9 protein-coding genes and 1 pseudogene are annotated in these 13457 nt (G+C 47.7%); 3 read left to right on the top strand and 7 right to left on the bottom strand.

All coding sequences use genetic code 11. The features are described 5' to 3' along the window. Positions 1-37: 37 nt before the first annotated feature. The 4 genes from KQI_RS0114335 to KQI_RS26910 form a co-directional block, all read right to left on the bottom strand. A complete protein-coding gene (locus tag KQI_RS0114335) occupies positions 38-1627 on the bottom strand; it encodes a response regulator (protein WP_010347483.1) in 1590 nt (529 codons plus the stop codon). 16 nt (positions 1628-1643) lie between these two features. Beyond that, positions 1644-3470: a sensor histidine kinase gene (locus KQI_RS0114330; RefSeq protein ID WP_010347482.1), complete on the bottom strand. Its 1827-nt coding sequence runs from the start codon at positions 3468-3470 to the stop codon at positions 1644-1646. 13 nt (positions 3471-3483) lie between these two features. Next, positions 3484-4782 carry an alpha-glucosidase/alpha-galactosidase gene (gene melA / locus KQI_RS0114325; protein WP_010347481.1) on the bottom strand — a complete coding sequence of 433 codons (1299 nt, stop codon included), beginning with the start codon at positions 4780-4782 and terminating at the stop codon, positions 3484-3486. Positions 4783-4912: 130 nt separating this feature from the next. Then, complete coding sequence (locus tag KQI_RS26910) at positions 4913-8905, bottom strand: DUF5695 domain-containing protein (protein ID WP_326117059.1); 3993 nt, start codon at positions 8903-8905, stop codon at positions 4913-4915. 558 nt (positions 8906-9463) lie between these two features. On the opposite strand from KQI_RS26910, the pseudogene KQI_RS28990 reads away from it, so the two are divergent. Further along, a pseudogene (locus KQI_RS28990) lies at positions 9464-9601 on the top strand (GNAT family N-acetyltransferase); the annotation flags it as partial. 251 nt (positions 9602-9852) lie between these two features. Continuing rightward, positions 9853-10665, top strand: coding sequence for a class I SAM-dependent methyltransferase (locus KQI_RS0114310; protein ID WP_010347478.1), 813 nt, complete (start codon positions 9853-9855; stop codon positions 10663-10665). A gap of 283 nt (positions 10666-10948) precedes the next feature. Here the strand turns inward: KQI_RS0114310 and KQI_RS0114305 are convergent, their stop codons facing one another. Then, on the bottom strand, positions 10949-11488 hold the full coding sequence (locus KQI_RS0114305) for a TetR/AcrR family transcriptional regulator (protein WP_241763920.1): 540 nt from the start codon (positions 11486-11488) through the stop codon (positions 10949-10951). A gap of 180 nt (positions 11489-11668) precedes the next feature. Between KQI_RS0114305 and KQI_RS0114300 the strand changes: the two genes are divergently transcribed. Continuing rightward, positions 11669-12349, top strand: coding sequence for an SDR family NAD(P)-dependent oxidoreductase (locus KQI_RS0114300; protein ID WP_010347474.1), 681 nt, complete (start codon positions 11669-11671; stop codon positions 12347-12349). A gap of 113 nt (positions 12350-12462) precedes the next feature. Here the strand turns inward: KQI_RS0114300 and KQI_RS0114295 are convergent, their stop codons facing one another. Beyond that, the gene (locus KQI_RS0114295; protein WP_010347473.1) at positions 12463-12807 is read right to left on the bottom strand and encodes an MmcQ/YjbR family DNA-binding protein; all 345 of its coding nucleotides are present in this window, start codon (positions 12805-12807) and stop codon (positions 12463-12465) included. A 151-nt stretch (positions 12808-12958) separates the two neighbouring features. After that, on the bottom strand, positions 12959-13384 hold the full coding sequence (locus KQI_RS0114290) for a MaoC family dehydratase (protein ID WP_010347472.1): 426 nt from the start codon (positions 13382-13384) through the stop codon (positions 12959-12961). Positions 13385-13457 lie beyond the last annotated feature (73 nt).

Below are 13457 nucleotides of genomic sequence, written 5' to 3'. Positions count from 1 at the left end.
CTCTCTTTGTTTTGGTATGATTTTTTTAACAGCGCGTTTACAAAAATGTTCTACGAAACTCCGTCGGGGTCAGTCCAGTATGTTTTTTGAAGGCGATGCTAAAATAATTCGTATCCGAAAATCCCACAATCTCGGCCACCTCAGCCACCTTCCGGTTCGTGTCCAGCAGCAGCTCACGCGCACGCTCAAAGCGGACGCGGGTCTGGTACTCAGCAAAGCTCTCCCCCGTGACCTGCTTGAAACGGGCGCTCAAATATTTGGGGCTCATATTCATGTAAGCCGCAAGGCTGTTCAGGCCGCCATCCTCCTGAAGATGCTCACGAATCCACTCCTTGGCCCGTTGAAATTTGCGCGGAATCCCCTTCTCGCGCGCTTCCCGGACATGACGACCGACCCGGACAAAATAGCGGGATACATAGTCGATCATCTCGGGTCCGTGCCGCAAGCGGGACAGCTCCAGCAGCGGGTCCTGCTCCTGCATGGACATTTTAAATACGGATGCATCACTCTGGACGATACGCATAACGAACAGCACAAGCTGGGTGACGATCATTTTCACCTGCTTGACAGGCAGCCCTGCCAATTGTCCTGACCATTCCTGTAAAATGGCATGTACGGCAGCATCATTGCCTGCCCGAATTTCCGTAATCATCAGCAGTTCCTTCTCCAGCAAATGACTGCTGTTCGGCTCGGCTGCCTGAATGCTCTCATAGGGGATGATCTGGCTGTAGCCGACCCAGCCCCGATGCTCCGCCGCCTGCACAGCTTCCTCATACGCTGCGGGGAGCTGCTCCGGCCGCCCTACAGGACGGCTAATCCCGATGGACACCGCCCGGTTTAGCCGCTCCTGCACCGCCTGCCGGATCTGCTGTGCCGCCCGCTCCGCCGCCCGGCAAGATGCTGCCGCCAGCAGCACGACCCGGCGGTCGCGGGAAACCGCCGCACCGTATGCCTTCGCTCCGGCTGCCGCCGCAGCCTCCCAGGCCAGCTTGGCGAATAGATGGCTGCTTCCCTCCTTGCAGCCGTGCAGCTCGCTTGTAGCGGTTGCTTCCTGCTGCTCCGGCTCCTCCAGCTCGCAGCACAGGACCGTATATGGCGGCCCGCCTGTCTCGAAGAGCCCCAGCCCATCCAGCTCCCGTTTGACCTCAGCTGCGGGGCGCCGCTGCTGCAACAGATCCAGTAGCAGATGCTCCCTGTACAATGGCTCCGATGAACGATGACGGTGAATGGCCTCCTCCTCGCTTCTTCGCCATTGCACGATCCGGTCCTCTGCTCGCCGCAGGGCCGCTTCAAAATCCCCGCTGGTCACAGGCTTGAGCAGATAATCGACGGCCTGAAGCGAAACCGCCTGACGAATGTAGGCTACGGATTCGTAGCCTGTCAGAAATAACAGAGGCGTCTGCTGATCCTTTTCCCGAATGGCTTGGGCTATGTCCAGCCCGCTCATATCCGGCAAATTAATATCCAGTAAAATCATGTCCGGTCGCCGCTCCGCATACAAACGCAATGCCGTCTCGCCGTCACTTGCTACATCACTGATTTCCACAGACAGGCCGCTTTCTGCCACCATCAGCTTGAGTCCTTCCCGAATGTGATATTCGTCGTCCACAATCAGCAGCCGGTACATGCATTTTCCCCCTTCCTTATTCAGTTCGAAGCGGTGCCAGCAAAGTAACCGAGGTGTACTGGCCCGGCTCACTCGTTACGGACAGCCCATACTGCGGACCATAATGTCGAAGACGCTCATGTACATTGCGCAGCCCAAAGCCAATCGTACTCCCCCGCTCGGCCTCCAGCGATTTCCGAATATCGTCCAGACGCTCGGCTCCAATACCGTCCCCGTCATCACTCACCGTTAAACGCAACGCATTACCTTCCCGCGTACCGGATAACATGATATATCCACGGTCGGTACGACCTTTTAACCCGTGGTAAATGGCATTTTCAACGAGTGGCTGGAGGATGAGCTTGGGGACGTAAAATTCGCAAATATCCTCCTCCACCTCGCAAATCCATTCGAACGAATTTCTAAATCTGAACTGCTGCACCTTCACATAGGCGCTTACGTGCTCGACCTCCTGTCCCAGGCTTATTTGCTCCCGTCCATAACTTAGCGAGATGCGAAAACATTTGCCAAACGCCCCAATCACCTCTGCCATATCCCGTTGCCCATTTGCCAGTGCCATTCCCTTGAGCGATTCCAGCGTGTTGTACAAAAAATGCGGATTAATCTGCGCCTGAAGCGCACGAAACTCCGCCTGCTTGCGTGACAGTAATGCTTCGTACACCTGTCCGTACAGCTCATGATTTTTTTGCATCATATAAAGAAAACGCTCCCCGATCTGCCCCACCTCATCCTTGGGGTTAAACACAACGGGAGCAGGAGCTTCTTGATCGTTGGCTGATCCTGTTTCTTCCACACTCCCATCCACCGCCATTAATCGGCTCAGCTGAAGCAGCGGACGACGAATCGTATCACTCAGCCGATAAGACAGCATCCACCCCAGCACCAGTGCAATTAGAAAAGTCCAGATGGTCCAGGCACCAATCTGCCGGGCGTCCTCGAACAGCACGGATTGGTCGACTTTTTGCAGCAACGTCCATTGCCCTTCATTTAACGGACCATAGGAGATCATCGTCTGTCGCCCGTTCCATGCTCTCCAGTCCTTCGTAAGCACGGGTTTGTCCACAGCGGATTGGGCAATCTCCCGCAGCAGCGACTCATCCGCAACGCCCTGCTCCGGCAATCGGTATACAGGCTCGCCCTCCTGATCCAGCACCCACATCTGGGTATTGCCATCTGTTTCATGGAAAGCAAGTCCCCTGAACAGACTGGCCTTGTCAATTTCCAGCAGCAAAAATCCAAGCGGCGCATAGTCTCCCGTCGTTTTTCGAAGCAGCTTCCCGACATATATGCGATCCTCCTCCATTCCGCGTCCAGATTCAAACGGCGAATGAGCCATCCACATCATCGGCCGTTCCGTGAGCAGGCGGCGATAATACACACGTGCTTCCTCTAATGTAGGAAGGCCGCCAAAGCGGACCGAAGCATTCCCCTGATACAGAGAATGCTTGAGCCCGCCATTGGCGGCATATATGAAAGAGGACGTGATATACGGCTTGGTCTGGGTTTGCGTTCGAACGACCATGCTGAGTGTTTCATCGTTCCGCAAGTATTCATAATCGTCTTCCGGCTTGGTCTCCAGCGTAGCCTGCACATCAGGATTGCTGAGAATGGCATTGGTCAGATCGTTCAAATCGGAGAGCGTGGCGTTGACGTAATTTTCACTCATTTGCCGGGACTGCATAGCCAGCGCTTCTGACTTTTCACCAAGGGAGTGGGCCGCGATCCGGTAAAAGGTAAAGGTCTGCACCACCATCGGAAAGACGGTGAGCACCAGCGTCAGTACAATGAATTTCCCACGGATCGTAGGAATTCCGGCGAACTTTTGACGACCCCGGCCTCCCATTCAGCCGCCTCCCTTACACATAGACTGGGAGCCATTTTCCATGGGCCGCAATCAGGTCATCGCACAGAGAAACAATATCATCCATGGACAGCTCGGCTGATGTGTGCGGGTCCAGCATGGCAGCATGATAAATATGCTCTTTTTTCCCCGTGATCGCTGCTTCAATCGTCAACAGCTGTGTATTAATATTCGTCCGGTTCAGCGCAGCGCATTGGGGCGGCAAATCTCCGACAAAGGTTGGCATGATCCCGCTCCGCTTGACCAGACAAGGCACCTCCACACAGGCTTCCTTCGGCAGATTGGTAATTAAACCTGTGTTCATCACATTGCCGCCGATGGCAAAAGGCCGATCCGTTTCGATGGCCTCCAAAATATACGAAGCATATTCGTTCGACCGTTCATGACGCAGATCCTGATTGCCCAAAAGCTCTTCGCGCATCGTTTGCCATCGCTCAATCTGGCTCACACAGCGGCGAGGATATTCATCCAAAGGAATATTGAAGCGCTCGATCAGCTCAGGGTACGCCCGTTTGATAAAATACGGATGATATTCCGCATTATGCTCGGACGATTCCGTAATGTAATAACCGAATTTCAGCATCATTTCAAAACGCACCATATCATGATGCTTCTCCTGCTGCTTGGCGGCGGCCCGTTTTTTAATTTCAGGATATAAATCCTTGCCATCCTTGCTCACTTCAAGCAGCCACGCCATATGATTGATGCCTGCAATTTTGGCCTTCACACCTTCCTGCTCCAGCCCGAGGCTTTTGAACAGCTCCGGTATACACGCCTGCACGCTATGACACAGCCCTACCGTACGGACACCGCCGTATATGTTCATCACATTCGTCAGTACAGCCATCGGATTGGTGTAATTGAGAAACCATGCATCCGGGCACACCTCGCGCACATCTGCTGCAAAGTCGAGCATCACCGGAATCGTCCGCAAATTGCGAAAAATACCGCCAATGCCAACCGTGTCGGCAATCGTTTGGCGCAGACCGTACTTTTTGGGGATTTCAAAATCCGTCATCGTACACGGATCATAGCCACCCACCTGAATGGCATTTACCACATAGGCAGCTCCACGCAGCGCTTCCTTGCGGTCGGTGTAAGAGCGGATCACACAGGTGCTCCCTGTTGTTTTTTTTAAATTCAATAAAATATTTTCCGAATCCTTCAGCCTTACGGGGTCAATATCGAACAATGCCAGCTCGAAGCCCTGCAAGGCAGGTGTCAGCATACAATCGCCAAGCACATTTTTCGCAAATACCGTGCTGCCTGCACCCAAAAATGTAATCTTGCTCATGCCCGTTCCTCCATTCACATTGTATTCGCAGCTGCGCACTCCAAATGTAAGGATACCCACCGCCACCCTCTTTGCAGAAGAAGGTGACGGTGGGAAAGGTTAGCCATGACTATGCGTTGTTGCTTTCCAATCAGAATGCCCCTACTGATTTAGCGAAGCTGATTGGCCAAGCCGGTAAAGCAGATGTGACCTGGGATGTCGTAGTTGGCGGGGTTACTGGAGTTGCTGAGACTGCTGGAGTCCCCGGACTAACCGGAGTTTCCGATTGAGCCGCGGCCCCGGCCTCAATGACGGTTACCTTCGCAATCGCCTTCAGCTCTGTCCCTTCTACTTTGCCCTGTAATTCAAATGAACCCGGAGCAGCATATTGTGCAGGATCTATATCCTCCCACTCCACAGCCACCCATTGGGTGGAGTCTTCTCCATACGTAGCTTCCACTACGCTTGGCAGTTCAGGTTTTTCACCCGCGTGAGTCGTTACACTTACTTCTTTGAGCGCGGTGATTTTCCCGGCTACCGCCAGACTCTGTGCTGTACCGGAGGCCAGACCTGCCACCTCGCTTGCATTCAAAGCACGGCTGTAGATACGGAATTCATCCACCAAACCGTTGAAATACGGATCAGGGTACTGGGACTTGCCGATAAAATTATTTTTGGTCTGACCAAGGCTGATCGGATTCAAGGTCAGGCTGGTGTTGCGTCCCACTTCTTTCCCATCCACATACAAAATACCTGTGGAGCCCGAAAGCGTGACCGCAACGTGCTTCCATACACCTGTCGGCAGTACAGGGGCATCAATCGTCTGTTCCTGTCCCTGTCCGTTCCCCTGGTTCGTAATGGCAAATAACATCCGGTCCCCGACTTTAGGGGTCAGGAACATATACTCATTGGTTCCGGAGCCGAAGTCAAAAATTCTTACATAATCGCTCAGGCTGTTCGCTTTGACCCAGCCGGATACGGTCAGTTGCTGTGCCCGGCTCACAATGCCCGCTGGAAGCTGTACATAGCTGTCCTTGCCATTAAGGCTGACAGCGTTGCCTGTCTTACCCGCAGCCCATGCAACGGTTCCCTTGACAGTGGCATCATTGCCGCTGTCCGATGAATCCTTTGCCAGAGACCCGCTGGTTTCGTTAAACTTGTATACCGCAAGCTGTTCAAGCAGCGGAGCCGCCGGTTCGGCTACCACAGTGACTTTAGCCTCCGCCGACAGCAGTGAATCATTGGCTGTCAGCTTGAATATATACGTGCCCGGCTCGGAAACGTCCACCTTCGTGCGCAGCGATGTTTTGCTGCTGAATGTGACCTTGGCGTTCTGTGGTCCTTCAACCAGGCTCCACTCGCTTGTAACCTTCCCTTGCGGAAGTCCATCATCTGTAGCTGTGCCTTTCAAAATGATCTGATCCGGCAGCTTCACCTTGGAATCTTTGCCAGCATCGACGACAGGCGCCTTGTTCGGGTCAGGCGTGGTTGGTGTCAGCTCCACCGTGTAGGAAGATGCTGTGCCAATTTCCAGTTTCAGCTTGTTGGAAGGCGCGTACGCATTAAATTTGCCTTGCGATTGACCGCCCACTTTAACCAGATACGTTCCTTTCTTCAAACCATCAAATGTAACGTACGTGGAATGAGCTTGGCCTGGCGTTTGGTTTTTCAGTTGGAACCATACATAATCCTTGGATGTAGCCAGCTTGGCTTCTGTATATTGATCCTTATCCAGCTCAATATACAGCTTTTCTGTGATCAGATTGACCCGCTTGAACAGGCCGTCGAGCGGCTTGATCGTATACACGTTGCCGTTTTTGCTCACCTCTGCACCATAGCCCGTCAATCCGAAAATCGGGTCCATCGCAATATCGGCGCTTAACGTTTTGAGTGCACCGAACAATCCGAGGTCAGCCTCGCCGCTCATACCGCGCCAACCGTTCAAGAGCGGAACATTTTTACCACCACCGGTGCCGTTCGTTCCGTTATTGCCTTTTTCCGCTTGATACGTCCATGCGACCGCCCCGATGTTCTCAGGGTCCGAGCTGATTTGCCCGGAATTAATCGCTCCGACATTGGCAATTTTAGCTGCGTAAGACAGCCGTTGTTGCTCCTCACGCTGATTGTCCTCATGATACCGAATCCAGTCATCCATCGCATAGCCTGCGAGCGCGGTCGTGTACTGGAAGTTGAACCAGTTCTCCCCGGTAATCGTCACCGGATCGGTATAGTAGTACCACACCGGCATATGACCGCGTGCCGCACGGGTTTTGGCGTTGATTTTACTCATCATTTCCAGGGCCTTGCTTTGCTCGCCTTCTGTATCTATATTCTGTTTGGCCAGCGTATATACGGCCTCTTCTCCGGTATTGTCATAGCTGTACTCGGAGCCGTAAGGATACTTTGTATTTTTAAAATTGTTATATTTGCGGGCCATTTTATCCTTGAGATCATTCGCTTCATCATCATAGCCTTCATCATGAAGTGCCTGAATAATATCCGGTGTGGTCAGTTCACCCATCAAGCCTGTTTCCCAGTTGTACGCGACTGGCCCTTCATACAATGCTTTGAAAATGTTATAAGCCCGCAGCAAATAGGTTTCCTTGGGATGCTTGTAAGTGACAAGATCCGGGTATTCCTTGGCAATCTTGTACATGCTGAAATACGTATTGTATACATGCGGGTACGCATACCCCCGATAGGTCGGTGTATCGTTCGGCTCCGGCATCAGGAAATCATGAATTAAATAATCCTCATGATGTCCGTTCATCAGATTCGTCCAGATCGCCGTTTCCAAATAATCGTCTACGGCCCGCACCTCTTTGGCGACTGGAGACAATGCATTTTTCTCAGCCAGGAACTGTCCGTGGGTCAGACCCCAATCATCCCCCCAGCCCCAATAGCCGTTAAAAATATTGCGCTTGGATTTGGTATGCATCATCCAATCGTCAAACACCTTGTCACGCAGATCGCCCGGCACATTCCACTGGGTTTTGTCCACCATAAAGGTAGCGTGCCGTTGCAGCGCCTGATCAATCGGCTCAATGGCATAGAACTGTAAAACCGTTTTGCTGCCATTTCCATATTCCACGGTTATAAAGTTTGGCCCCAGCTTGGTAAATTTCAGTTCATAGATGTGATGTCCTCCGGTCTTGCTATCCGTCTGCGGAATAACGGTTCCGTCTGGATAGGTCACCTTGTTGATCGTTTGCTTGGTGCGCAGATCCACCTTTGCCTTTTGATTGGTAGGCACGATCATGCCCGGTACGACCGTAGTGTCCACCAAATTTTCTTGATACAACGTATCCTTTACATCATGCTCGTCCTTCACCGCCAGGAACTTGAAGCCATAGTTTTTGCTTTGCCCAGGATTCAGGACCAGGCTTGTGTTAGGCAAATATCCACGGTTGGTGGACTTGATGACATTGGAATGAATATAAAATACATTCAGTCCTTCCACCCATTTTCCTTCATTGACCGGATTCCACGCCCATTTGCTGCCCGGATGCTCTTCATCCCGCCAGTGATCCTGGTATTCAAACCCCGCTCCTGTGGAGGAATCAGGTATTAGCAGCAAGGAAGAACCAATACCGCTGGGACGTCCAGCCGTAATATAGGAGCTGTTATTGCCGACAAAGGAATGCGTCACGACTCTGGTTTCGTAAATCGCATCCCCGTAAGTCCACTGCTCATTGAAAGGCAGTGGCAGGCCAAAATCGCCAATCTCCAACTTTTTGCCACTCGTATTCTGGACCTGTATATTCCACAACACTGAACCGTCCGACTCCGCCGAATACGTTTCGATAACTTTAAAATTGCGTATGCCTTCAGCATTGCTGGAATTCTCGTACGTGACGGTAACACGATTGCCACTGGTCGTGATCTTGCGTGCGTCTGCCGACTTGTTCGTCCAAGCCTTTGTCCAGCTGCCGTTGTCCAGTCGGTACGTGAACATGAGTTCACCCAGCCATTGATGATCTGCGGTGTTCTGCTCAGGTGTTACCGTTGCGTTCATGACATATTCAGTCGGGAAAGCATCTCCTTTGATACGAATGGATGAAATTTCTCCATGCTCGCCTGTCTGAATCGTCAGCTTGTCATTGGATAGTTCATAGGCCTCTGCCTTATGCGCCCCCAATAGCACAGATGCTACGGTTAAAAAACAAAAATGCAGCCAATATTCCCTTAAGTTTCATCAACACGGCCTCCTTTTGGTTTTTGGAGTTCTCATTTGCTTGCCAATCACCTGAAGTCTCTTCATTTCGCCGCAACCTCCTTGGAAATGTAAGCGCTACAACTCTATTGTACAAAGCCTTGTCCATTGGTAAAATCAACATTTTCAACCGATTTATATAGGATTTCAACCTAATCGTGGGATGAGTTACTATAGGGAGTGCGCTGCGCGTGCAGATTATTCTTCCGATCGCCACCGCCCCCGGATTTTTATTATTGTATAAAACTTGTAAAGGTTAAAATCCGGGGACAAAAGCGAACGCTCCGCTTCTCCAGAACAATTCTGCCCGCTCCGCTGACCAACCGCCGTAAAGTCATCGCCCTTTTTAGGGAATTGGGGCGGTAGGGGGACTGCTAATACGGAGCAGCAAGAAGGCTTGCAGCTTCTTGCTATGTACAGAAAAAGGGGCAGGAAGGTTGCTCCACAGAACAAGTCGAACACATTAACTCAAAAAGAATGGGGTGTATCATGGTCATTAACGAGCAAGAATTTTATGTGAATGGGCTGCATTATAATGTTAGATCGGCAATCAACAAGGATGCGACAGCGTTGTCTGAATTAAGATTACAGATTGATGGCGAAACAGAAAATTTAGATAGAGAGCAAGTTTTCTATGCAAAATTTACTGATATCATGCTGCAGGCCGGTACCATTGCCACAGGATGGGTCGGTCATGTCTGTGAGATCAAACGGACGACGGATGGAATATTTTAGGTAGATTTGTTCATAAAAAAATGGTACATTATTCGGGGATTAATAGCGCAGAGTGTTCGTGTTCGATATGTGTTATTAGAATAACACGCAAGTCGGGATATACATTTAGACTCATATTATTTATATTGGGGGATGGTACCGGCATGGACAAGAATTCTGTTTATAGAACAAACATTATAGGCGCTTGCGAGGTTGGAAGCGCTATCTCGGTTGACATGGACAAGCATTCTATACATACAATAAACAGCATCTTTTGGGATACAAAAGGAAATGACATCTTAGGAACAACCGCACTTCCTTTCTATGGAGCATTTGTCTCAGAAGAAAAATGCCAACTTTTTGGCGATGTCTCAGGAAAAAGGATGCTGGAAATAGGCTGTGGAAGCGGTCAATCCTTACAATATCTGGGGGAACGCAAAGCATTTGAACTATGGGGTACAGATATATCAGAAAAACAAATCGAAAAGACTACGCAACATTTGACGTCGTGCGGTCTTTCAGCAAAATTGATCTGTTCTCCCATGGAAGAAGAATGTGGTATACCGGAGGATTATTTTGACTTCGTTTATTCGATTTATGCCATAGGCTGGACCACCGACCTTGAGGGTACTTTTTGCCGGATCGCTTCTTACCTAAAAAAAGACGGTACATTTATTTTCAGTTGGTCTCATCCTATACACAAATGTGTTGTTGCAGAAAATAATATGCTTACTTTTAAAAAATGTTATTTTGATGAATCTTGGTATTCAGTATCACTTGATGAAGGTACGCTAACATTATCGGACCGTAAACTATCAACCTATGTGAATGCGTTGGCAAAAGCGGGATTTGTAATTGAGCAAATGATTGAGCAATCTGATGATGAAATTATACAATCGTGGGACGATAACAGTGATTTTGCAAAAAAAGCAAAGATGCTTCCTGTAACTTTTGTAGTCAAAGCAAGAAAACTATAATATCCAAGAGCTCAATCATGACTAGCAAATTTTTAATACATCGCATAAGTACAGAAAAAAGCACTTTAAACGGCAAAAGTAACCTTTTGCCTTGAAGTGCTTTGCTTTGTCTGCAAATCCCTTTTCTTCACTTCTAGCACTCGGATTTCTGGAATTAAAGCCTAGGACCGGACAATAAAGTCTTAGACTGCCGCTGTTGTATTGAACTAACGTCTCCCGTTAGTTGAAGGTCGTTACCCATTTAGTACTTTTATATTTAACTATCATTCCTCGTTATCGTAAACTAATTTCTCGGAAGACTGTTATCTCCTAATACTAATAATGAGACTTTCTTGGCTATTATCTCTTTGTCAAATGCTACTTCCCCAGAAGCCCATAGGTAACCAGCCTCAAGGATGATGTTGGCATAAATCGGTACATAAAAACTCTTCTCGGTGTCTGTATATATGATTTCTAAACTTCTGGATAAATATTTTTTCAACTCAATTAACATTTTGTCTTTCAATTGCGGAATTAAACTTAAATAACTGCGGCGACATTGAATATTCGGTTGCTGATGATAGTCGCATACGGCTAGAACGAGTTGATATATGCTTTCTTTATCGAATTTTACAATTCCAGATGTGCGATTTTTAACGACAGACGAAGCAGACTCACCAACAATGTAGTCCAATAATTCGTACTTATCATTGAAATGCGCGTAGAAAGTAGCACGATTCACTTGAGCCCCTTTGGTTAGATCAGCAACTGTGATTTTTTCAAAATCCTTTTCATTCACTAAATTAACAAAAGCGTTAATCAAAGACTGCTTCGTTTGAGTCATTCGTATATTCCTAACTTTTGTCCCCACTTCACTCACTCCTAACCCGACAATTTTTCATTTTTGTTGCTATAGCAACATTCCCCACCTTATTGTTGGTTGTGCTGCTTAGATATCGGCTGTATGTTTATTAAAGCAACACGCGTTCGTTTAATAATATCACTCATAAGGAGTTTAAGAAGGATGAAAACTATTGCAATCATTGGTGCGGGACCTGGGTTGGGATTATCTCTTGCGAAAAAATTCGGGGAGAAAGGCTTTAAGGTAGCTGCTATTGCACGCAATCCCGAGAAATTGTCGAATATTGTGGATCAACTAAACAAGCTAAATATTGAAGCGAAGTCTTATGTCGCAGATGTCACGGATTTGACAGCTCTAAAAGAAGCGTTACAAGCTGCTAAAAAAGATTTCGGTCGTATTGATGTACTCGAATTTAGTCCTTATGCAGGACCGGATAAATTCAGACATGTTTTAGAAACAACGCCTGAAAATGTCTTAAAACAAGTAAATGGCTATCTGTTGCCTGCAATTCTTGCCGTCAACGAAGTAGTACCAGAGATGATTAAAAATGCATCAGGAGCGATTCTATTTACAACAGGCTTATCTGCCATGTTTCCATTGCCTTTTATCGGAAATGTTGGAATCGTTATGTCGGGCCTTCGCAACTATGCGACAAACCTGCACAATGAATTAAAAGAAAAAGGCATATTTGTTGGACATTTATCCATTGGAACCTTCATACAGCCGGGTACAGCAGGTGATCCTGATTACATTGCAGAAGTTTGGTATGACTTATACGAAAGAAAGAATCGCTTTGAAGAAACATTCCCCCTAGGGATTGATCCAACTAAACTGTCAAATTAAATATAAGGCGATAAGATGGTCATTAAATGGCTATCTTATCGCTTTTCCTCAAATTTTTTTATTGATGGAGAGACAGAGAATTTGGAGTCTGCGTATGTAAAGAATCTTAGGGATTATGTCCTTTCTTTCTTTTTCTTCGGCTTCGTCAGTTGAAAGCTATGTTGCACCATTTCAAAAAGATCATCCTCTTGCATGTTGCCATCTAGAATAACGGTATTCCAATGCACTTTATTCATATGATATCCCGGCTTAACATCTTCAAATATGCTGCGCAGGAAATCAGCTCGGCTTGGCTCACATTTGAGGTTGATGCAAAGGTGACCATCATGCTTGTAAATCATCGCAAATATTTTTTTATTATCCTTATGACGTATTACAGTCCATTTTTCGTCAAAAGGGTAGTCTTTATAAACGTCGGGATAAGTCAGACAGTAATTGATTATTTCCTCTTTAGTCATCTTACTTCCTCCATAAATCTATTTTCAGGAGCAACCTGTAGCTCTCAAAGCACATCGTAAGGTGGAACTATAAATCAAACATTTAATTTACCACCAGCAGGCAGTCCTCACCTTAAAACCATTATAAAGAACAAATGTTCTCTAATCCACCTTATTTCTTAACTAAAACGGACAATTCACCTTCAAATACTTTCTTATCCTTATCATTGAAAGTCGTCAGCATAACAGTAACTATTCCTGTTTCGTTCAGTTTCTCTCTAAGTGCAGTTACCTCCACAATTGTATATAATTCATCTCCCGGATACACGGGTTTCATAAATCTAATATTGTTCATAGCCGTTCCGGCAATGACATCATCACCATAAGTGCCCGTTTCAACCCAAAGCTTAAATGAAACTGCTAGCGTTTGAATTCCTGAGGCTATGATTCCATTAAATCTTCCCTCCGTTGCTTTATCTTCATCCAAATGCATATATTGTGGGTCAAACTCCGCTGCAAATCTGGTAATATCCTCTTTTGTTAATGTTAAAGACTTGGTTTTAAATCGTTGTCCGATATAAAATTCATGGTACCGCATGAATGTACCTCTCCTCTTGGTCAAATGATCTGCTTTTTTAAAGCATATCATTTATTAAGCTAATCTGCCCGCT

Source organism: Paenibacillus peoriae KCTC 3763, from assembly GCF_000236805.1.
Classification (GTDB): Bacteria; Bacillota; Bacilli; order Paenibacillales; family Paenibacillaceae; genus Paenibacillus; species Paenibacillus peoriae.
This window is presented reverse-complemented; position numbering and strand designations above follow the sequence as displayed.

Excerpts from the sequence above, each read along its gene's own strand:
- melA (WP_010347481.1), bottom strand. The coding sequence starts at position 4,782 with ATGAGCAAGATTACATTTTTGGGTGCAGGCAGCACGGTATTTGCGAAA.
- KQI_RS0114335 (WP_010347483.1), bottom strand. The coding sequence starts at position 1,627 with ATGTACCGGCTGCTGATTGTGGACGACGAATATCACATTCGGGAAGGA.
- KQI_RS0114310 (WP_010347478.1), top strand. The coding sequence starts at position 9,853 with ATGGACAAGAATTCTGTTTATAGAACAAACATTATAGGCGCTTGCGAG.
- KQI_RS0114330 (WP_010347482.1), bottom strand. The coding sequence starts at position 3,470 with ATGGGAGGCCGGGGTCGTCAAAAGTTCGCCGGAATTCCTACGATCCGT.
- KQI_RS0114290 (WP_010347472.1), bottom strand. The coding sequence starts at position 13,384 with ATGCGGTACCATGAATTTTATATCGGACAACGATTTAAAACCAAGTCT.
- KQI_RS0114295 (WP_010347473.1), bottom strand. The coding sequence starts at position 12,807 with ATGACTAAAGAGGAAATAATCAATTACTGTCTGACTTATCCCGACGTT.
- KQI_RS0114300 (WP_010347474.1), top strand. The coding sequence starts at position 11,669 with ATGAAAACTATTGCAATCATTGGTGCGGGACCTGGGTTGGGATTATCT.
- KQI_RS0114305 (WP_241763920.1), bottom strand. The coding sequence starts at position 11,488 with ATGACTCAAACGAAGCAGTCTTTGATTAACGCTTTTGTTAATTTAGTG.